The organism is Duganella sp. AC917 (assembly GCF_979258245.1).
The window spans coordinates 5,896,928-5,917,106 of the sequence record NZ_OZ409848.1 but is presented as its reverse complement, the minus strand read 5'-3'; the positions used below and the strand labels follow the sequence as shown (position 1 = coordinate 5,917,106).

14 protein-coding genes are annotated in these 20,179 nt (G+C 66.5%); 7 read left to right on the top strand and 7 right to left on the bottom strand.

All coding sequences use genetic code 11. The features are described 5' to 3' along the window. Window positions 1-20: 20 nt before the first annotated feature. Window positions 21-524: a hypothetical protein gene (locus ACZ0BA_RS25860; protein WP_463453971.1), complete on the bottom strand. Its 504-nt coding sequence runs from the start codon at window positions 522-524 to the stop codon at window positions 21-23. A gap of 220 nt (window positions 525-744) precedes the next feature. On the opposite strand from ACZ0BA_RS25860, the gene ACZ0BA_RS25855 reads away from it, so the two are divergent. Next, window positions 745-3,339: a YncE family protein gene (locus tag ACZ0BA_RS25855; protein ID WP_463453970.1), complete on the top strand. Its 2,595-nt coding sequence runs from the start codon at window positions 745-747 to the stop codon at window positions 3,337-3,339. Between the two features lie 5 nt (window positions 3,340-3,344). On the opposite strand, the gene ACZ0BA_RS25850 is transcribed toward ACZ0BA_RS25855, so the two are convergent. Further along, window positions 3,345-3,587 carry a hypothetical protein gene (locus tag ACZ0BA_RS25850; RefSeq protein WP_463453969.1) on the bottom strand — a complete coding sequence of 81 codons (243 nt, stop codon included), beginning with the start codon at window positions 3,585-3,587 and terminating at the stop codon, window positions 3,345-3,347. Between the two features lie 260 nt (window positions 3,588-3,847). Between ACZ0BA_RS25850 and ACZ0BA_RS25845 the strand changes: the two genes are divergently transcribed. Further along, complete coding sequence (locus ACZ0BA_RS25845; protein WP_463453968.1) at window positions 3,848-4,267, top strand: hypothetical protein; 420 nt, start codon at window positions 3,848-3,850, stop codon at window positions 4,265-4,267. A gap of 15 nt (window positions 4,268-4,282) precedes the next feature. On the opposite strand, the gene ACZ0BA_RS25840 is transcribed toward ACZ0BA_RS25845, so the two are convergent. Together ACZ0BA_RS25840 and queC are read right to left on the bottom strand one after the other, a co-directional pair. After that, a complete protein-coding gene (locus ACZ0BA_RS25840) occupies window positions 4,283-7,330 on the bottom strand; it encodes a CHASE domain-containing protein (protein WP_463453967.1) in 3,048 nt (1,015 codons plus the stop codon). A gap of 185 nt (window positions 7,331-7,515) precedes the next feature. Beyond that, entirely contained in the window at window positions 7,516-8,235 is a 720-nt protein-coding gene (gene queC, locus ACZ0BA_RS25835; protein ID WP_463453966.1) for a 7-cyano-7-deazaguanine synthase QueC, read from the bottom strand. Between the two features lie 219 nt (window positions 8,236-8,454). Between queC and ACZ0BA_RS25830 the strand changes: the two genes are divergently transcribed. Both ACZ0BA_RS25830 and ACZ0BA_RS25825 read left to right on the top strand, forming a co-directional pair. Further along, window positions 8,455-10,365 (top strand): autotransporter assembly complex protein TamA, encoded by a 1,911-nt coding sequence (locus ACZ0BA_RS25830; RefSeq protein WP_463454832.1) that lies wholly within the window; start codon window positions 8,455-8,457, stop codon window positions 10,363-10,365. Continuing rightward, window positions 10,365-14,939: a translocation/assembly module TamB domain-containing protein gene (locus tag ACZ0BA_RS25825; RefSeq protein ID WP_463453965.1), complete on the top strand. Its 4,575-nt coding sequence runs from the start codon at window positions 10,365-10,367 to the stop codon at window positions 14,937-14,939. The genes ACZ0BA_RS25830 and ACZ0BA_RS25825 overlap by 1 nt, the downstream gene beginning before the upstream one ends. 31 nt (window positions 14,940-14,970) lie before the next feature. Here the strand turns inward: ACZ0BA_RS25825 and ACZ0BA_RS25820 are convergent, their stop codons facing one another. Then, window positions 14,971-15,099 (bottom strand): hypothetical protein, encoded by a 129-nt coding sequence (locus ACZ0BA_RS25820; protein ID WP_463453964.1) that lies wholly within the window; start codon window positions 15,097-15,099, stop codon window positions 14,971-14,973. A gap of 50 nt (window positions 15,100-15,149) precedes the next feature. Continuing rightward, a complete protein-coding gene (locus tag ACZ0BA_RS25815; RefSeq protein WP_463453963.1) occupies window positions 15,150-17,609 on the bottom strand; it encodes an alpha/beta hydrolase family protein in 2,460 nt (819 codons plus the stop codon). A 232-nt stretch (window positions 17,610-17,841) separates the two neighbouring features. On the opposite strand from ACZ0BA_RS25815, the gene ACZ0BA_RS25810 reads away from it, so the two are divergent. After that, window positions 17,842-18,375 (top strand): hypothetical protein, encoded by a 534-nt coding sequence (locus ACZ0BA_RS25810; RefSeq protein ID WP_463453962.1) that lies wholly within the window; start codon window positions 17,842-17,844, stop codon window positions 18,373-18,375. A gap of 9 nt (window positions 18,376-18,384) precedes the next feature. Here ACZ0BA_RS25810 and ACZ0BA_RS25805 read toward each other — a convergent pair whose 3' ends face one another. Next, the gene (locus ACZ0BA_RS25805; protein WP_463453961.1) at window positions 18,385-19,236 is read right to left on the bottom strand and encodes an alpha/beta hydrolase; all 852 of its coding nucleotides are present in this window, start codon (window positions 19,234-19,236) and stop codon (window positions 18,385-18,387) included. 84 nt (window positions 19,237-19,320) lie between these two features. Between ACZ0BA_RS25805 and ACZ0BA_RS25800 the strand changes: the two genes are divergently transcribed. Both ACZ0BA_RS25800 and ACZ0BA_RS25795 read left to right on the top strand, forming a co-directional pair. Continuing rightward, entirely contained in the window at window positions 19,321-19,842 is a 522-nt protein-coding gene (locus ACZ0BA_RS25800) for a DUF2975 domain-containing protein (RefSeq protein ID WP_463453960.1), read from the top strand. Continuing rightward, complete coding sequence (locus ACZ0BA_RS25795; protein WP_463453959.1) at window positions 19,842-20,084, top strand: helix-turn-helix domain-containing protein; 243 nt, start codon at window positions 19,842-19,844, stop codon at window positions 20,082-20,084. The genes ACZ0BA_RS25800 and ACZ0BA_RS25795 overlap by 1 nt, the downstream gene beginning before the upstream one ends. The last annotated feature ends 95 nt before the right edge of the window (window positions 20,085-20,179 follow it).

Here is a 20,179-nt window from a genome sequence, read left to right as displayed (position 1 = left end):
GGGCCGTGGTTTACCGCCAATCAGGGCTTTTTGTAGCCTTTTTCGATCCATGCCGACGCGCTGGTCACGCTCAGCTTGAACGTCGGCGCCACGCGCACCTGGGCGATCTGCTCGCCGTAGGGGTCGAACGCGGTCAGGGTGGCGTAGGCGTCGTCCTCGTCGGGCACGATATCGAGCGCGACCTTGACCTGGCCGTCGTCGGTGCTGACGAACACGTTCTTGTGCAACTGGGCGTGCAACTGCTGCTCGTGGCGGCGGATCACCTCGTTGGCGGTCTTGACCAGGGTGTTGAAGGCGTTGACGTCGAGCGGCTTGGGATTTTTCTTGTCGCGGCCCATGGTCCAGGGACCGACCAGCGCCGGCTCCGGCTCGCCGTCCTTGATCATCGCGACCGCCCAGCCCTCGTCGTCGTCGTTCTTGATCACGCGCGCGGTCCAGCCATTGCCCTGCCACACGCGCGCCTCCTGGATCGGGGCGTCGTCGGCGGGCTGTTCATCGAAATCTTCCGGGTAGTCGTTGCTCATGCTTGGGGCTCGTGTTGAATTGGGTCGGGGGTGGAATCATAAGCGGCCAGCACCCGAACAACAATAGCCAGCCAACGATCCCCTTCCTCAACCGGACAGGCGGGGCGAAACCAAACCTGCAACCAAGAAACTTACATAGACACTGTGGCAATGAAATGCTATAGTTGTTGATTTTATAAAATAAGACAGGCCATCGAGCCTGGTCCACCAGGGAATTATTGTGAACACTACTTTGCGCGCTTATGCGCTAGCGGCCAGCTTGGCCACCTTGGCCGCGTGCGGCGGCGGCGGCGGCGGCGGCAACAACGGCGGCGCCACACCGTCCCAGCCAACAGCGGGCGCGACGCTCAGTTTTTCGCCGGCGACGGTCACGGCGGCGCTAAAGGCGGGCGAGTCGAGCACTATCGCTATCAACGCCACCGTCAACCGACCATCGGACTTCACCAGCCCGACCGTTTTTGCCTACGTAACGGATACCCAGGGCGTGCTGCTGCCCCAGCTGGAATTTAGCGCCACCTCGGCAACCGCCTATACCGCCGTGCTGCACACTTCGCCCTCACTGGCCGTCGGCGCCTACAACGGCAATTTCACGGTCAAGGTCTGCCGCGACTCGGGCTGCGCCAGCCAGTATCCCGGTTCACCGATGCAGCTGCCGTATGCCATCACGGTCGGTCCGGCCTCGCTGCCGGCGCTCTCCGCCATGGCGACGCAGCCGTTGGAGACGGTGGCCAATCAGGGCGCGCCCACCCCGGCAGCGGTCCGCGTGTCGGTCCAGGCCGGCGGTCGCGAGTGGCGCGCCGCCGCCAGCGACGCCTGGATCCAGCTGAGCGGCAACAGCGGCAGCGGCAACGGCTTCTTCAATGTCGTCTATGACGTAGCGGCGCTGGCGCCCGGCGTCCATCGCGGCGCCATTACAGTGAGCACCACCGACGGCCAGAACGTTACGCTGCCGGTGGCGCTGACCGTGCTGTCGCATGCTTTCTCGGTTACCCAGTCGGGCGTCGAATTCAACGCCGTCAACGGCGCCCCGATCACGCCGCAGGCGATCTCGTTTAACATCGACGGCATTCCGGCCGGCGGCGCCTGGAGCGCCAGCGCGGCCAATCCGTGGCTCGGCGTCACGCCCGGCACCGGCACCACGCCCGGCGTGGCCACCTTGTCGATCGATGCATCCAAAGGCGCGCTGGCCAGCGGCAGTTACAGCAGCAGCGTACGCTTGACGTCGCCGTCGGCCGACCCGCGCCAGGTGCCCGTCACCCTTACCCTGACCGCGCCCACGCTGTCGCTCTCTGCCGCCAGCGTCACGCTGGGCGGGCCTTATGGACGCGACTGGAGCGCTGGCCAGACCGTCAACCTGAGCCTCAACACCGGCGCCAATAGCTGGCCATGGAGTCTGTCCGGCATGCCGGCATGGGCGCGCGCCAACAGCGCGAGCGGCAACGTCGGCCAAACCGGCGCCGCCATCACCTTCAGCGCGGCGCAAGCGGCGGCGGGCTCCGGCGCGACCAGCGTCGTGCTCACCGCGGAGGCCAAGGTCAATGGCGATACCGTCCGCCAGCCACTGACGCTGACCATCAACAAGGATAAGCATCGCCTGCTGCCCGCCGAAACCGGCGTCGCACTGGTCGCCACGCCGGGCTGGTCGCGCCTGACGCGCACGCTCACCGTGTCCGACAACATGGCCCTGGCCGCGCCGTGGAGCGCGAGCAGCAATCAATCCTGGCTCAGCGTGTCCAAAACCGGCAACACGCTCTCGCTGCGCGCCGACCCTGCCGCGCTGGCGAGCGACACGCTGCACATCGCCACCGTCACGCTCAGCTCGACCGACGCCACCGTGGCGCCGCCGGAGCCGATCCGGGTCGCCCTGTGGAACGGCGCCGCCGCGCCAGCGGCAATGGTCAAGACCAGCATCAGTTATGGCAGCCTGGTCGCCGACCCGATCCGTCCGTACGCGTATGCGCACAACGGCGGCACCGCCATCGACGTCTACAACGTCTATACCGCCCAGCGCATCGCCACCATTGCCGGTGTCGGTGCCGCGTTGGGCGACATGGCCGTCAGCCCCAACGGCGACCGCCTGTACGTCTACGATACCGCCAACGCCACCATGGTGGTGGTCGACCTGGCCGCGCAGCGCAAGGCGTCGAGCTGGGCACTGGCGAGCGCGGTGGTCGTCGGCTCGCATCTGCAGGTGATCCGTCCGAACGGTGTGGAAGTGGTACTGGCCGCCGACCGCACCGCCTACCTCAGCAACGGCAAGGCGGTCGGCGCCAGCCCGATGGGGATCGGCGCGGCGGCCGCATCGGCCGACGGCAAGCGGCTGTACGTGCAGGACGAAGGCTATAGCCCGGCGACCGTCTACAGCTACGCCATCGACTACTCGGAAGTGGGCGGCGGCTCGCTGTTCTCGGCCCAGACCGGCTCCGGCTGGTTCCTCGGCAACGCCTCCAACGGCGCCGACATCGCCGTGGCGGCCAACGGCGACCGCGTGTACGCCGCCAGCGGCGCGCCATACGCGTGCCGTACCATCGGCGCGGCCAAGCTGGACTTCATCGGCTTCCTGCCCGGCGGCGACGCCTATCCAAACAACGTCGAGGTCGGCAGCGACGGCCGCATCTACTGCGGCATTTCGGGCTGGTACTCGGCGGCCGACGTCTGGGTGTACGCGGCCGACGGCACGCTGCTCAGCACCGTGAAGTTCGCCGGATACGCGCGCGCGCTGCGCCAGCGCCAGATGGTGGTGTCAGGCGACGGCATGATGCTGCTGGCCCTGACCGACGATCCTTTGCTGGTATTCGTCCCCGTCGGCCCTTGAGCCCACTAGCACGTCATACCGGGATGGCGCTGGATGATCGGCGGCTTGAGCGGTGTGACGCGCGGATCGATCGCCGGATCAGGCTTGTGATAGCTGAACGGCGTGATGATGATAGGCGGTATGGTCGGCGGCGCCGATGGCGGACCTTTGGGGCCGCCGCCGGAGCGTTGCCGTGCGCTGCGTTGGCGCGTTGTCCGGTTCAGGATCGAAGGTAACGATTGACCCTCGCTTATTGCTAGCCATGCCATGGTAAAGCCCTCCCTGCGCAAGTCAGGTTATCAGTATAGGCAGGGATATCTTTAAATCAAGGAACAAGCGGATATTTGTTTCCTGATCGGCTATCGTTTTAACATCCAGCCGGCGCGCCGCTCGTCGCCGCCCGGCGTCGTTCCATCCCGCAAATCCGCCGTTCCGTCGCAATCCGATGGCCGGCGGCGGCGCGCATCGCTACAGTTCAACCATGCCAACGCGACACGGCAAACGAACAACAACCACCAAGGGATCGATCATGGACAGCAAACTCGGCAAAACCAGCAAAACCAGCAACACCAAAAAAGTGGTACTCGGCGTTTTCATCCTGCTGCTGGCGGTGTCGGTGTGCCAGGCGGTGTTCGGCGACGGTATGACCGTCAACGTCGACGGCGACGAGATGGGCGGTCCGTTCGGCGCCTTGCTCGGCATCGTGCTGGGCGCCGGCGGCCTGCTGATCGGCGCGCTGGCAATGACGTGCGCGGCAGTGTTTGTCGGCCTGGTGTTCGCCGGCGTCGGCATCGTCCTGGTCAGCTCGCTGGTGCTTGCCGGCGTACTGCTGGCGGCGGCGATCTCGCCCCTGCTGCTGCCGCTGCTGATCCCGATCGGCGTGTACTGGTACTTCAGCAGCCGCTCCCGCAAGCAGCGCCTGCGCGCCACGATGGAACACGCGGTCTGACTGTTACTCCCCCTTTCAACCGGAAGCGGCCGGGACCTGAACTCCCGGCCGATCCGCCTCGACATCGATCAGCACCACCCGGTTACGCCCGCCGCGCTTGGCCGTGTACAACGCCTGATCGGCCCGCACCAGCGCGGCGTCGCCGCCCGTCTGCTTGCCCCCCATCACCGCGATGCCGATGCTCACCGTCACCGTCAGCTGTAAGCCGTCGCCCAGGCACATCGGCGTATCGGCGATGCGCTGGCGCAGACGGTCCGCAAACACCGCCGCCTTGCCCAGGCTGGCGCCCGGCAGCAGGATCGCGAACTCCTCGCCGCCGATGCGGCCCCGCATATCGATCTTGCGCTGGTCCTGGCGCATCAATTCGCTCAGCTGGCGCAGCACGGCATCCCCGGCCGCGTGACCGTATTCATCGTTGATGCGCTTGAAATGGTCAAGATCGAGCAGCAGCACCGCCGTGCAGGCGCCGATGTCGCGCTGCAGCCGCTCCTGCTCCTCGGCCAGCCGGGTCATGAATTCGCGCCGGTTCGGCAGCCCGGTCAGGAAATCGGTGGTCGCCAGCACCCGCAGCTCGTCGTGCATGCGGCGTTTTTCGGTGGTGTCCAGCGTCGACACGATGACGAAATCCAGGCTGTCGGTGTGGCCCGGCATCACCAGCAAGGTCAGTTCGTTGAGGCGGGTAACGCCGTCGAGCCGCTCGAAGCTGCCCTCGCAGGAAAAAAAGCGCTCGCCGCGCACCAGCGCCGTGACCGCGCGCGCGAAGCCGGGCATGGCCTCGGCGTCGAAGTTCTGCGCCAGGGTGATCGCCGACATGTCCTTGTTGCCCGGCTCGACGCCGATCTGCCGCAGCGCCGAGGCGTTGACGTCGAGGATGCGCACCAGCGACGCCAGCCGCCGCACCTGGCTCGGATTGGCGCTCAGGTAGCGCTCCATGTCGTCGACGCCGGACTGCGCCAGCTCGGCCAGCGCGCCGCGCACGGCCGACCAGTCCTGCTCCCACAGCGCCACCGGCGCGTGGTCGTACAGGCTGCGGAAGCGCGCCTCGCCGGCGCGCACCGCCTCGGCCACCTGCGCCTGCTCGACGGCGATGCCGGCCAGCCGCGCGGCCTGCTCGATCAGCGCGATGTTGGCGATGCTGGGCAGGCGCGGCTCCGGGTGGAACACGGCGAAGCTGCCCAGCACATTGCCGCCGGCGCCGAAGATCGGATCACACCAGCACGACCCGAGCCGCGCCTGCACGGCCAGGTCGCGGTGCGCCATCCACGACGGCGCGTTGCGGATATCCTCGATCACCACGCGCCCGCGCGTGCGCACCGCCTCGCCGCAGGCGCTGTGCAGCGCGTGCACCGATGTGCCGTGCACGGCCGCGATGAAGAAGGCCGGCAGGCTGGGCGCGGCGGTCACCAGCAGGTGCTCGCCCGAATCGTCGAGCAGCAGCACGCAGCACATCAAGTCCTCGTTGTCGGCCTCGACGCCTTTGACCACGCTCTCGAGGATGGTTGGCAGCGGCGCGCCGGTGGCCAGTAATTCGAGCACGTGGCGCCGGGTCTGTTCGCGCCGTTCGGTGTGGGTGCGTTCGGTGATGTCGCGGAACGACCACAGCCGCGCCGGTTCGCTGCCCAGCCGCAAGCCGCGCGTGTGCTGCTCGATCACCCGCCCGTCCTTCAGCCGCAGCAACTCGTGCTGGGCCTCGACCGGCATGCCGCGCTGCACGCCCGGCAGCAGCATCTGCTGGTCGTCGTCGAGCCGCGCGCCGCTGCCGGAATGGTACAGCTGTTCATCCATATGGCGCATCAGCACGGCGCCGTCGGCTTGCCAGTCGAGGCACTCGGGCACGCTCCACAATTCGCGGAAACGGCGGTTGGAATTGAGCACCGAGCCTTTCAGGTTGTCGACCAGGATACCGTCGATGGTGGAATCGAGAATGCTGCGCAACATCGCCTGGCTGGCCTGCGCGCTGTCGGCCAGCACCATCAGCGCCGCCTGGCCGTCCTTGAGCTCCCCGGCCAGGATGCGGCTGCGCGCCAGCGCCCGGTGTGCGCGCACCCGGCCCCGCGTCAGCATCCACGCCAGCCACGCGGCCAGCACGCTGAGCGGCACGCCGAACGCGGCGATCATCGACGCGCGGTCGGGACGCGCCGATTTCCCCGGCAACAGCGAGATGCGCAGGGTCCAGCGGTGGCCGGCGACGGCGATCTGCTGCAGGCTAGCGTGCGAGGTGGCGCTGGCGGCCGGCGCGCTGTCGTACATGCGCGCCTCCGGCGCCACGCGGTCGCCGTCGTAGATCTCCACGTCCAGCGCGGCGGTGCGGACGCTGCCGAGCCCGGCCATCAGGTCGGCCACCCGGACCGGCGCGAACACCCAGCCCTTGATGGCGGCGCGCCGCTCGGTCCAGCTGCGCACCGGCTGGCCGGTAGTGTACAAGGGCAGCATGATCAGAAAGCCGGCCTGCGGCTGCTGGCCCTGGTCCTGCACCAGGCCGATGCGGCCGGTCATCGCCGGCATGCCGGAGTCACGCGCCTGCTCCAGCGCGGCGCGGCGCACGGGATCGGACGCGGAGTCGAAGCCGATCGCCCGACGGTTGCTGTCGTTGAAAGGTTCCATGAACAGGGTGGCCGCGTACCACGGGCGCGCGCCCGGCGGGACCACATGGTAGTGCGGATAGTCGGTGCGCCGCACGAGGGCCTCGTGCGCCTCGCGCTGCCCGGCGCCGATCAGCTCGATGTAGCCGATCGCCTGCACACCGGGAAAGTGCAGACTGAGCTCCTGCCCGGCCAGATAGGTGCGGAACTCGTCGCGGTCGACTTCGAGCGAGCTGTTAAACAGGCCCTGCACGCCGTACAGCACCTGGACATAGGTCTGCATGCGCTGGTCGAGCTGGTTGACCAGTTCGCGCACGCGGCCGTCGAAGTCGGCCTGGGCCTCCTGCTCGGCGTCGGCGCTGGCGCCCTGCCACAGCAAGGCGGTGACCCCGAGGCTGCCGGCCAGCACCAGCGCCGGCAGCACGCGCTGCGACAGCAGGACCTGCACCAGCCGGCGCAACTGTGCCTGGATATCGGCCATGTCCGGTTAACCTGGGACCTGCAACTGGTGTGCGTACGACATCGAGGGTGTTCCCCTGGCTAAGTTGCATTCGCTAACGAACTCATCCTTATCCTAACAGGGTCCAGTCCAAGTTGACAACAAAAGCGCTGTGTCAATTTAGCACTTGGTTTTCACTCAATAATGATGGCGCGACAAGCGGCGGCTCACACGGCCGGTTCACCTTCCGCCTGCACGAACTGCCGATACCCGCGCGCGCGCAGTTCGCACGCCGGGCAGGTGCCGCAGCCATAGCCCCAATCGTGCAGCGCGCCACGCTCGCCGAGGTAGCATGTGTGGGTGCCGTCGCGGATCAGGTCCACCAGCGGCTGGCCGCCCAGCTCCTGCGCGAGCTCCCAGGTCTGGCGCTTGTCGCGCCACATCAGCGGCGTTTCCAGCTTGATGCGGGTGTCCATGCCCAGGTTGAGCGCCACCTGCAGCGCCTTCATGGTGTCGTCGCGGCAGTCCGGGTAGCCGGAGAAATCGGTCTCGCACATGCCGCCGACCAGCACCGTCAGCCCGCGCCGGTAGGCTACCGTGGCGGCGACCGTCATGAACAGCAGGTTGCGTCCCGGGACGAAGGTGTTGGGCAGGCCGTTGGCCTGGGTTTCGATGGCGATATCGTGGGTCATCGCCGTCTGCGAAATCCGCGAGATCAGCGACAGGTCGATCATATGGTCCTCGCCCAGTTTGGCGTCCCAGCCGGGGTTCTGGGCGCGCAGGCGCGCGATGACGTCGGGACGCACGGTCAGTTCCACGGCGTGCCGCTGGCCGTAGTCGAAACCGATGGTTTCAACGCGCGCGTAGTGTTTCAGCGCCCAGGCCAGACAGGTGGTGGAATCTTGTCCACCACTAAAAAGCACCAGAGCGGAATCGGTAGGCAGCATGACATTTTCTTTCAGGGGTAACACGATGTTATATGTACGCCATCTTTAAGGGCGATCCGGTAACATGGCGCCTAGCGCACACCCTGATGGAGTCTCATGTTACCGGCATCGCCTGCAAAAAAAATGGCAAGATCACGAATTTTGGCACAACTTGCGCCAAAAGTATCTTGCCGCCACGCAGCATTTACAGTGTTACTGGCTTTTGCCACGGGCGCGCTGATGAATGCCGGTCCGGCTTTTGGACAAACCACGGACCAGACGCCGGCCCCTTCCACCGCTGCGGACGAAGGCCAGGCGGCCCCGCAAGCGGAAGCGGCCGCTGCCAGCCCCGCCCCGGTGGTGTCGGCCGGCATCAAGTATGACGTCAAGATCGACGCGCCCGAGCCGCTGGACGATCTGCTGGCCAAAAACCTCGATTTGATGCGTTTTCGCGGCAATGCCCGCATGACCCGCGAACAACTGTTCCGGCTGGTGCGCACCACGCCGGAACAAATCCGCACGCTGGTGGCGACGGCCGGCTATTACTCGCCCGAGGTCAGCGTCAAGCTCGACCGTGATGCGGCGCCGCTGGCGGTGCAGGTCACCGTCGCCCCGGGCCAGCCGGTGCGCGTGGGCGAGGTCGACATCGTGTTGCAGGGTTTCTCGCCCAATCCCGACCAGCGCGCCAGCAACCAGTTCAACGCCGACGCCCTGCGCGGCAGCTGGCCGCTGAAACGCGGCGAAATCTTCCGCCAGGACGACTGGGAAGCGTCCAAGCGCGCGATCTTGCGCCAGGTGGTGCAAACCCGTTATCCGCGCGCCCAGCTGCTCGAAAGCCAGGCCACCATCGACCCGGAAAGCCACCAGGCCAACCTGCGCGTGGTGCTCGACAGCGGTCCAGAGCTGCGCTTCGGCGAGTTGCGCATCGAAGGCTTGAAGCGCTACCCGGAATCGGTGATCACCAATCTGAACCAGATCGATCCGGGCGACTATTACAGCGAGGCGGCGTTGCAGTCGTATCAATCGCGCCTGCAGGACACCGGCTATTTCAGCAGCGTCGAAGTAAGCGCCGACATGAGCGCCATCCTCAACGAGCAACTGGAGGCGGCCGCCGCCACCACCCCGCCTGCGGGCGCCGAGCCCGGCGAAGCGGCACCCGCGCCGATGCCGCGCTCGGACAACGCGGCCTCGATGGCGCCGCTGCCGCTGCTGGTGCGCGTGACCGAGAACAAGCGCAAGAACGTCAGCGCCGGTCTCGGTTACAGCACCAACACCGGCAACCGCGCGTCGCTGACGTACGACGACCTGGCGATCTTCGGCCTGCGCCTGAAAAGCGCGCTGACCCTCGAGACCAAGCGCCAGACCGCGCGCGGCGACTTCTACTTCCCGGTCACGCCGGAAGGCTACAACCATAGCATCGGGGCCTCGTACGAGCGTAGCGACATCGAGGGCGAAGTCACGGCCGTCACCAGTATCGCCGGCAAGCGCGCATGGGGCACGCCGCTGCTCGAACGCAGCATCTCGCTCGAGCTGCTGAGCGAGACCAAGACCGTGGTCGGCCAGGAATCGGTCACCAGCAAAAGTTTGCCGGTGACCTACGCCGTCACCTGGCGCCGGGTCGACAACCTGCTGATGCCGACCAAGGGCTACGCGCTCAACGCGCAGGTGGGCGGCGCGCTGCTGCCGATCCTGACCGACGAGGCTTTCGTGCGCGCCTACACGCGCGGCATCTACTATCTGCCGCTGAACACCACCTCGAACATCATCCTGCGCGCGGAAATTGGCGCGCTCGGTTCGCGCAGCAAGGTCGGCGTGCCGGCCGTGTACCTGTTCCGCGCCGGCGGCGACCAGTCGGTGCGCGGCTACGCCTACCAGGAGCTGGGCGTCAAACAAGGCGAGGCCACCGTCGGCGGCCGCTATCTGGCCACCGCCAGCGCCGAATACCAGTACTGGTTCAAGCCGCAGTATGGCGCGGCGGTCTTCTACGATGCCGGTAACGCCGGCGACACCTTCAGCGCGCTGCATCCGAAGTCCGGCTACGGCATCGGCGCGCGCTGGAAAAGTCCTGTGGGTCCGATCAATGTCGATGTCGCGTACGGACACGCGGTTCAAAAATATCGTCTGCACTTCTCGCTGGGATTCACCTTCTGATGGCCGACCATAACAACACCGAGCAGCCTGGCGGTCCCGATTCCGCAGTCGCTCCCGCTAGTCCGCGTCCACGCCGCTGGCCGCGCCGCGTCCTGATTTCACTGGCGGTGCTGGTCGTGCTGCTGGCCGGCGCCTTCTGGCTGCTGGGCCGCGAATCGACCTTGCAGCAGCTGGTCGCGCGCGTCTCCAAGGCCAGCGGCGGCACCATCGCCGTCACCGACGTCAGCGGATCGCTGTACCACCGCATGCATATCGGTAAGCTGGTCTATCGTGGCAAGGACAGCGTCATCACCGCGCAGAACATCGACATCAACTGGTCGCCGCTGCAGTATTTTTCGGAAGGCCTGGCGATCAGCGAACTGCATGTCGTCGCATTGACGGTGCAAAGCAAAGACTCGTCCGAGCCGGCCAAGATGCCCGAATCGCTGGCCGCGCCGTTCCGCCTCAGTCTTTCGGACGCCCGGCTCGACAAACTGACGCTGGTCAGCGACACCGGCACCAACGTGATCGAGAACCTGCGCTTCGAACTGTATGGCGACAAGACCAGCTGGCACCTGCAGGACGCATCGGCCAAAACGCCGTTCGGCAACGCCAAGGCCGACCTGACCATCGCTGCCACCAAGCCGTTCGCGTTGCAAGGCAAGGCCTCGCTGACACAGGCGGCCGCCCCCGCCGTCAAGCAGTCCGCCGGAGCCAAACCGGCGCAACCCGCCGAAAGCGCGGCCGCCGTCCCGGCCCAGTTGAACGTGAGCGCCGGCGGCAGCCTGGCGCTGCTCAACCTCAAGGCGCAGGGCGAAGCCGGTCCGGCCAGCGGCGACGCCACCGTGTCGCTGGCGCCCTTCGACCCGATCATCCTGCGCGCCATCGACCTGACCGCGCGCGACGTCAACCCGGCCGGCTTCGAAGCCGGCCTGCCGGCGGCGAGGTTCAACCTCAAGGTCACGGCGGCGATCACGCCGGACCAGAAGCTGTCCGGCCAGTTCGCGCTGGTGAACCAGGACAAGGCCGGCCCCATCGACCGCGAGGCACTGCCGCTGCAAATCTTCAGCGGCCGCCTGGGTGGCACCTTGACCGCATCGCTGCTGGAAAACGTGCTGCTGGACCTGGGCGCGGCCGGCCACTTCACCGGCGGCGGCGACGTCCAGCGCAAGGGGCCCGACGCGGGCATCGACGCGGCCAACTTCAAACTGCACACCGACCGCCTCGATCTGAGCCACCTGCACACCAGCGCCAACAAAACGACGGTGGCAGGCGACATCGCGCTTTCCAGCACGCCAACCAAACAAACCCTGAACGCCAACCTGGCGCAGGCCGGCCTGAAGCTGGATGTGCAGGCCACCCTGGCCGACGCGATGCTGCAACTGCAACAGGCACGCTTGCAAGCGAAGAAAGGTACGATCAGCGCCACCGGTCAATTGGCCCTGAAGGACAAGCAGGCCTTCAGCGCCAAGCTGCGCGCCGACCACTTCGATCCTTCCGCACTGGGCACCGGTTTCCCGGTCGCCGATCTGAACGCCGACGTCAACGCCAGCGGCGCCATCGCGCCGGCGTGGCAGGTTGCCGCCGATTTCCAGATCAAACCAAGTAAATTGTTCGGCCAACCGCTGACCGGCAACGGTAAGCTCAAGGCCGACGCACAACATATCAGCGGCATTGACGCCAAGGTGACGATGGCGAAAAATAACGCCGAGATCACCGGCAGCTTCGGCGCGCCGGGCGAGAAGCTTCTGTGGAAAGTCGACGCGCGTCAGCTGTCGGCCGTCAGCAGCGATCTGCTGGGCGCGATCAACGCCAGTGGCGTCGTCACCGGCACCATGCAGGCGCCGCGCAGCAGTTTCGAGGCGGACGCCAAAGGCTTGGGGCTGGCCTCGGCCAAGCGTCCCGCGCCCGATAGCCTGATCCACGCCAGCGGCAACGTGGCGCTGGCCGGCGCCAAGAAAATCCCCGAAGTCAAAATGAACGGCACCGTGCAGCGCCTCAACCCTGCGGCGTTCGGCGCGGCGCAGAGTGGCGCCATCAACGCCACCTTCACCGCCGACGCGCAACTGTCGACCGACTGGCGCGCGGGCCTGAACCTGACCTTGCAGCCGTCCACCCTGGCCAGCGCACCGCTGACCGGCTACGCCAAACTGACGGCCAGCAAGGACGAAATCCGTGACGCCGACATCGACCTGCGCCTGGCCACCAACCGGCTGGTGGCCAAGGGCAGCTTCGGCAGCGCGCTCGATAAGCTGGAATGGAAGCTCGAAGCGCCGCAACTGGCCGCGCTCGGACCGCCGTTCGGCGGCGCGCTGCGCGCCAGCGGCACGCTGTCCGGCACCAGCGCACGGCCGGCGATCGCGCTCACGCTCGACGGCAGCGCCCTGCGCCTGCCCGGCCAGCAGCAGATCGCCGCCATCCGCGGCAGCGCGACGTTGGGCAATACGGTGGCCATGGCCGCCACTGTGCCGGCCAGCGCCTCCACCGGCGCGCGCCGCGCGGCCAATCGCGAAGGGAATAGAGACGTCACGGCCGACGTGCCGCTGGTGAGCGACATCGAAATCACGCTCTACGAATCGCCATCGATCAAGATCGACAAGGCCCGCCTGCAAACCAGCGGCTCGCGCAGCGGCCACACCATCGAGGTCAGCGCCAGCAATCCGCGCTTCGACGCCTCGCTGCGCGTCAAGGGCGCCTGGGCCGACGACGCCTGGACCGGTACCATCGACTCGCTGCAAAACAAGGGCCGCTTCGCGCTCAACCTGGTCGCGCCGGCGCCACTGCGCCTGGTGGCGCCGGACGGCAGCGGCGTCGCCGGCTTGACGCGTCCCGAGAAAATCTCGCTGACCAACGCCACCATCAAGATCCGTGATGGCGCGATCCGCATCGACAGCGTCGAGAAAAACGGCGGCGCGTGGCGCAGCAAGGGCCAGGCCAACGCCGTGCCGGTCAACTATCTGGGCCAGCTGTCCGACGCCTGGCGCGAGAACGTGCGCGGCAACCTGACCATCGGCGCCGACTGGGGTCTGAATCTGCAAGCGGGCACCAAGACCAGCGCCCCGGTGCTGGGCGGTTCGGTCCACGTGTTCCGAGAACAGGGCGACCTGACCATCATCGGCGCCGACCTGTCGCAGGCGCTGGGACTGACCAAGCTCGATGCACGCGTCGACGTCAACAACGGCACGCTGCGCACCCGGCTCGATGTGGATGGCACCCGCGTGGGCCAGGCGCGCATCGATGGCAGCGCGCAGCTGCGCGAAGGCCGCCTGGGCGACGACAGCCCGTTCACCTTGGAAGGCAACGCCAATATGGGTTCGCTGGCCTGGCTCGCGCCGCTGGCCGGCCAACCGGGACTGGAGATCGATGGAACCCTGAAGCTGGCCATTGCCGGCAGCGGCACGCTGGGAGCGCCGCAGCTGAATGGCGACATCAACGGCGAAAAACTGGTGGTCAACCTGCCCGACCAGGGCATCAAGCTGCGCAACGGCGTGCTGCAGGCGCGCCTGGGCGGCGACCAGTTGCAGCTTCAAAAGCTCAGCTTTGACGGCGCCCAGGGCCGCGCGCTGGCCGACGGCTGGATACGTTACGCCGGCAATGAGGCCACCATGGCGCTCAAGCTCACCGCCGACAAGCTGGAATTGCTGTCGCGTCCCGACCGCATCCTGGTCGTCAGCGGACAAAGCTCGCTGACGCGCGACGCCAAGCGCTTCCAGCTCGACGGCAAATTCCGCGCCGACCGCGCCAACATCGAGCTGGCGGGCGAAGGCGGGCCGACCATCAGCAACGACGTGGTCATCGTCGGCAAGGACGCGCCGCAGACCAAGGCGGCGCAAGGCATGCCGCTCAATGTCGATGTCGAAGCCGATCTTGGCGACGCCTTCAAGCTGCAGGGCAAGGGGCTGGACGCGCGGCTGGCCGGCGCGGTGCGCATCCGCATCACCGACCGCCGGGCGCCGCGCGTGAACGGCAGCATCCGCGTGGTGGATGGGACGTATGCGGCGTATGGCCAGAAGCTGGCGATCGATCGCGGCGTCATCAACTTCACCGGCGCCTATGACAATCCGGGCCTGAACATCCTGGCGGTGCGCCGTCGCCCCGAGGGCGAGCAGCTTAGCGAAACCAATGTCGAAGCTGGTGTGGAGGTGCGCGGCACGGCGCTGGCGCCGGCGGCCAAGCTGGTGTCGACGCCAACGGTGCCGGACAGCGACAAGCTGTCATGGCTGGTGCTGGGCCACGGCATCGAGAACACGGCCGGCAACGACATGGCGCTGCTCAGCACCGCCGCCGGCGCGTTGTTCGGCGGCAGCGGCGGTGGCGGCACGGGCAAGCTGGCGGGCAAACTGGGATTGGACGAACTGGGTGTGGGACAGGCGTCCGGTACGTCGTCGGCCGGCGCGGCGACGGGTTTGCAGAACACGGTGGTCACGATCGGCAAGCGCATCTCGTCGCGCGCCTACGTCAGTTTCGAACAAGGCGCGGGAACGGCCACCAGTCTGGTCAAGCTGCGCTACAAGCTCAATCCGCGCATCACCTTGCAGTTCCAGACCGGGACCAACAACGCGCTGGACGTGTTGTACACCTGGGCGTTCGACTAGCCGGTTGACTAACGACCAAACGCCCGGAGGGTCAGCTCGGATTGTGGTCGGGGACCGGGTCGTCCTGCGGCACCGGTTGTGGCACATGCGACGGTGACGGCGGCGCCGTGTCATCGTCCGGCAACGGATCGGGCGCGCGGTGGGAGGTGACGAATTCCATGATCTGCACTCCAGTAAAAGGGCGGGCGTCCATTCTACGACGCCCGCCGATTACACCGGTTTCGCCTGACGCACGTACTTGTCCAGCCAGGCGTTGGTCTCGTACAGCATGTGCAGGATCGATTCGCGCGCCCGATACGCGTGCGATTCCTTCGGCAGCATCACCAGCCGCGCCGTCCCGCCCAAGCCCTTGATCGCCTGGAACATCCGCTCGCTCTGCAACGGGAAGGTGCCGGAATTGCTATCCTCCTCGCCGTGGATCAGCAGCATCGCATCCTTGATCTTGTCGGCGTTATTAAATGGCGACATGGCCTGGTACACGGCCTGCGCCTGCCAGAACGGCCGCTCCTCCGACTGAAAGCCGAACGGCGTCAACGTGCGATTATAGGCGCCGCTGCGCGCGATCCCGGCGCGGAACAGGCGCGTATGCGCCAGCAGATTGCCCGTCATGAAGGCGCCATAAGAATGCCCGCCGATGGCGATGCGATGGCGGTCGGCCACGCCGCGCCGCACCACTTCGTCCACCGCCGCTTGCGCGTCCGCCACCAGCTGCGGCAGATAAGTGTCGTTGGGCTCCTCCTCGCCGCTGCCGACGATCGGGAACGACGGATTGTCCAGCACCGCATACCCCATCGCCAGGAAGGCCGCCGGCCCCCAGTAACTGACCGAGTTGAAACGGTACGGCGAACCGGTGGTCTGACTGGCCGCGCCGGCCGATTTGAACTCCTGCGGATAAGCCCACATCAGCAGCGGCAGCGGGCCGTCGCGCTCCTGCTCATACCCCGGCGGCAGCATCAGGGTGGCCGTCAGCTCGACGCCGTCGTTGCGCGGATAGCGGATCTGCTCCTTGCGCACGTCCTTCAACTGCGGCGTCGGATGCGGATAATCGGTCAACGCGCGCAGCTGCTTGCCGGCCGGTTTGGTCAGGTCGCGCAGAAAATAATTTGGCCGCTCGGTGGGCGACTCGCGCGTCGTCAGCAGCGAGGTGCCGTCGTCGTTGAGCACCGCCGCCACGTTCTCGAAATACGGCGCCTCGCTCTGGAACAGCCGCGTTTTCTGCTTGGTCGTCAGGCTCAGACGGTCGATGAACGGACGGTCGCCCTCTGGCGTGGCGCCGGCGCCGTCGAGCAGGATGGTGGTGCCCGGCCCGATCAGCAAGCGCGGGAAACCGGTGGCGTCGGCGCGCATCACCGGCGAGCCGGGACTGTTGTAGCGGTCCTCGTAGGAACCGGCGTAAATCAGTTCGGGAGGCGTCGACAGATGGCCGGGCGCGATCATCCATTGCTTGTAGTCGCGCGTCTTGTGCCAACGCTCGTTGATCAGCGCGACATCCTCCCTGCCCCAAGCGATGCCGGCATAGCGCATCGTCAGCCGCGCCAGCACCTTCGGCGGTTCGGCGAATGGCGCCGCATGCAGATACACCAGGTCGCGGATGCCGTCGACCACCGGCCGCGCCGGATCGCCGCCATCCTGCGCCTCGGCCCACACCAGCGAGGCCGGCGCGTCGGCCCGCCACGACACATGGCGCACGCCGTCGGAGACGGCGTCGTTCCCCGGCGGCAGGCCCTCCTCCAGCGGCAGGTTCGCCACCGTGTGCAGCAAATCGCCATCGAGGTTGCGCACGTCGACCCGCTCGCCGAAGCTGTTGGCCGGCACGATATACGAATACGGCCGCGTGATGCTTTGCGTGAGCAGGTACTCGCCGCCGGGCGCGATCGAGGTGCGCGAATACTGGCCGGGCGCGCCGATCATGCGTCCCTTGCCGTGCAAATCGAGCAGCACCATCTGCACCGTCACATAGTGCTCGAACAGGCGCGCGTCGTCCTCGTTCTTGAGCAAATCCTGATAGGTGCGCAGCTGGCGCATGGCGCCATCGGCCTCGCTGTCCTGCTGGATCGGGCCGGACGGAATGCCGGTCGACACGGGCGCTTTGCCCATGCCGGTCGGACGCCAGTGCACCAGCAACCCGCTGCTGTCGGGCAGCCAGTTGAAGCCGCGCGTGAGCACCGCCGACAGCGGCTGCGCCGACAGGCGGCTGGCTTTGCGGGTGGCGATATCGACCAGCCACAGTTCCACCGCGCCGCGCTCGCCCTTGAAGGCCATGTGGGTGAAGGCGAGGTGGCGCTGGTCCGGCGACCAGGCCAGGTCGGAAAGCCGCAGGCCGCGCGGCAGGCCACGTATCCGGGTTTCCTTCTGCGTGGCGATATCGAGTAGCGCCAGATCGGTGCCGAACGAGAAGCGCGACGACGAGCAGGTGCGCGGATTGATGCGCAGGCCGGCCAGTTTCAGTTCGGGCTGCGCCACTTCGGCGATGCCCGGCAAGGGCGGCGTTTGCACCACGGCGGCCAGGTCGCGCTGGGGACTGAGACTGAGCGCCGGCGCGCGCGGCGCATCGACGATGGCCTGCAGTGCGGCCGGCGGCAAACGGTAGCCGCCCTCCTGCGCACCGGCCTGCGGCGAGGCGGCCATCAAACCTAAATTCAGGGGCAGCATGGGGATCTGTTTGTTCATGGAGGTCCTTTCGGTCCAGAGGCAGGGGCTGCTGAGGTTCAGTGTGCTTATGCCGGACGCGAATGTCAATGCGTGCAGGCATCTGGTGACAGTCATCGTCACAATCAGTCGTGACAATCTGTAACGCCATGCTGCAACGCGCAACAGGGAATGCCGGTGCGCAGCCACGCTGGGGCCGCGCCGCAGTCTCGCGTACAATCGCAGTTCTTCGAATGACGCGGCTGGATAGACTATGGAAATGACAACGCTGACGTTGCTACTGCTGGTTCCCCTGGCGGTGTGGCGTATTTACTCGCGGCTCAAAAAAATGATGGTCCGCACCAAGTCCGAACTGTGGCGCCATTACACAATGGCGAGCGTGATGTCGTTGGTGCTGCTGGTAATGTTGGGCCTGCTGATCGGCAAATGGATCGCGCTCGGCGCACTGGTCGCGGGCGCCGTCGCCGGCGCGCTGCTGGGCCAGCGCAACCTGCGCCTGACGCGCCTGGAAAACAAGCCGGATGGCTTTTTCTACACGCCGGACCGCCGCATCCCCCTGCTGGTGACGATGTTGTTCGTCAGCCGCCTGATCTACCGGCTGTTCGAAGCGTACCTGCATATGCATGACGGCCTGGCGCTGGACCCGGACTTCCTCGGCAACCCGGTCACGGCGGTGGTGTTCGGCCTGCTGGCCGGCTATTTCGTTACCTACAGCCTGCTGCTGGTGCGTTGGCACAAAAGCCAGAAGCCGCTGCCACGCCCGATCGACATCTTCGACATCAAATAGGCGCCAGGCCTACAGCATCGCCACCTGCCGGATAAACGCGCAATACGCCGGCTGCGTGGCGGGACTCGACAACACGTCGTTATGCCCCGCCCCGGGCACCACCAGCATGCGCTTGGACCGCGACGGCATCGCCTCGTACACCTTGGCCGCCAGGCGCGGCGGCGTGACCTTGTCGTCGGCCCCCTCCAGCACCAGCGCCGGCCCGGCGTACCCCGCCACCGCCGCCACGTTATCGATGTCCGTCAGCGGCTCGCTCAACTCCAGTCGCACGAACGGCCAGACATACCAGGGCAGCATGGCGTTGCCCCAATCGCGCGCGTTGGTGGTGGTAGATTCCAGCACCAGCGCGCGCGCGGCCGGCCGCTGGCGCGCCACATAGGCGGCGATGAAGCTGCCCAGCGACTGCCCGTGCAGCACCACCCTGCCGGGATGCCGGGCGTTGACGAAATCAAAAGTCTGCAAGGCGTCGGCCTGCATCGCGGCGATGGTCGGCACGCCGGTACTACGGCCATAGCCGCGGTAGTCCACCATCACCACGTCCACGCCGCAGGGCGCGACCGCGTCGAGCACACCCCGGCCATGTTGGTCGAGATGGAAGGCGTTACCGCCGAAATACAGCACCGTCATCGCGTCGCCTGGCGATGCGGAACCGCGGCTGGCGGCCACGCCGGCCAACTCGCCACCGGCCACCGGCAGCGTGACCGGCGACAGCCGCCATGCGGGCGCGGCAGCCGCGTCCAGCATGCCTTCCGGCCGCGCATCGCCCGGCCGGTCCGGACGGATCACATTGCGCTCGGTAATTTGCACCGCGCACCCCGTCGACAAGACCAGCGCGAGGCCGGCGATCACCACATTTCTCATTTTCAGCTTTCGTTTTTAAAGGTAGAATTAAATATACAACAATAAGTATTTACTGTAAAACGATAAGTTTTTTGGGAGGTGACGATGAATACACGTTTTATCCGGTCGCTGCTGTGGCTGTTCCTTTGCATACAAACCATGTTTTTTGTCCTGGCGTGGACCACCTTCGAACCCGCAGTCGGCGCGGTGGTCGTGAACATGACCGCCACCGGCGTCGACTCGGCGGCCAAGTTGGCGATGACGCCCGGCCAGCGCGCGCTGTGCGCGCTGATCGCGCTACCGGCGCTGCTGACCTTGGGTTACGGACTGTGGCGGCTTGACCGCTTGTTGCTGAACTTTCGCCGCCAGGACCTGTTCACTTCGCAGTCGATCGGCCACCTGCGCATGTTTGCCGGCGCCACGTTGCTGTCGACGATACTGTCGATCATCGAGCCGCCGGCCCGCGCATTGGCGTTGTGGGGCGGGCGCAAGGGGCATCTCGAGTTCACGGTGGGCGTCAATTCGGAACAGCTGATGCTGATGCTGGTGTGCGCGCTGTTCTACCTGATCACGCGGTTGATGCAGGAAGGCCGCCGGCTGGCGGAGGAAAACGAAAGCTTCATCTGATGGCGATACTGATCAATCTCGACCTGATGCTGGCACGCCGCAAGATCAAATCGCGCGAGCTTGCGGCCTACGTCGGCATCACGGAACAGAACCTGTCGCTGCTCAAATCGGGCAAGGTCAAGGGCATCCGCTTTGCGACGCTGGAGAAGATCTGCGAGCGGCTCGAGTGCCAGCCCGGCGACATCCTTGAATGGACGCCGGACGATGCCGCAAGCGACGATGGCGGCGATGAAAGCGTATAAAAATGCCACGCCTTTTAAACGACAGTGCTATCGTTACGCAGCGGGACCGGATGCAAACGGTGCTATCCTGAAGTATCCGCACAGCAATAACTTGC

Coding starts and splice junctions, on each gene's coding strand:
- ACZ0BA_RS25805 (WP_463453961.1), bottom strand. CDS start 19,236: ATGAGAAATGTGGTGATCGCCGGCCTCGCGCTGGTCTTGTCGACGGGG.
- queC (WP_463453966.1), bottom strand. CDS start 8,235: ATGCTGCCTACCGATTCCGCTCTGGTGCTTTTTAGTGGTGGACAAGAT.
- ACZ0BA_RS25830 (WP_463454832.1), top strand. CDS start 8,455: ATGAATGCCGGTCCGGCTTTTGGACAAACCACGGACCAGACGCCGGCC.
- ACZ0BA_RS25860 (WP_463453971.1), bottom strand. CDS start 524: ATGAGCAACGACTACCCGGAAGATTTCGATGAACAGCCCGCCGACGAC.
- ACZ0BA_RS25815 (WP_463453963.1), bottom strand. CDS start 17,609: ATGAACAAACAGATCCCCATGCTGCCCCTGAATTTAGGTTTGATGGCC.
- ACZ0BA_RS25840 (WP_463453967.1), bottom strand. CDS start 7,330: ATGGCCGATATCCAGGCACAGTTGCGCCGGCTGGTGCAGGTCCTGCTG.
- ACZ0BA_RS25845 (WP_463453968.1), top strand. CDS start 3,848: ATGGACAGCAAACTCGGCAAAACCAGCAAAACCAGCAACACCAAAAAA.
- ACZ0BA_RS25795 (WP_463453959.1), top strand. CDS start 19,842: ATGGCGATACTGATCAATCTCGACCTGATGCTGGCACGCCGCAAGATC.
- ACZ0BA_RS25850 (WP_463453969.1), bottom strand. CDS start 3,587: ATGGCATGGCTAGCAATAAGCGAGGGTCAATCGTTACCTTCGATCCTG.
- ACZ0BA_RS25820 (WP_463453964.1), bottom strand. CDS start 15,099: ATGGAATTCGTCACCTCCCACCGCGCGCCCGATCCGTTGCCGGACGAT.
- ACZ0BA_RS25810 (WP_463453962.1), top strand. CDS start 17,842: ATGGAAATGACAACGCTGACGTTGCTACTGCTGGTTCCCCTGGCGGTG.
- ACZ0BA_RS25825 (WP_463453965.1), top strand. CDS start 10,365: ATGGCCGACCATAACAACACCGAGCAGCCTGGCGGTCCCGATTCCGCA.
- ACZ0BA_RS25800 (WP_463453960.1), top strand. CDS start 19,321: ATGAATACACGTTTTATCCGGTCGCTGCTGTGGCTGTTCCTTTGCATA.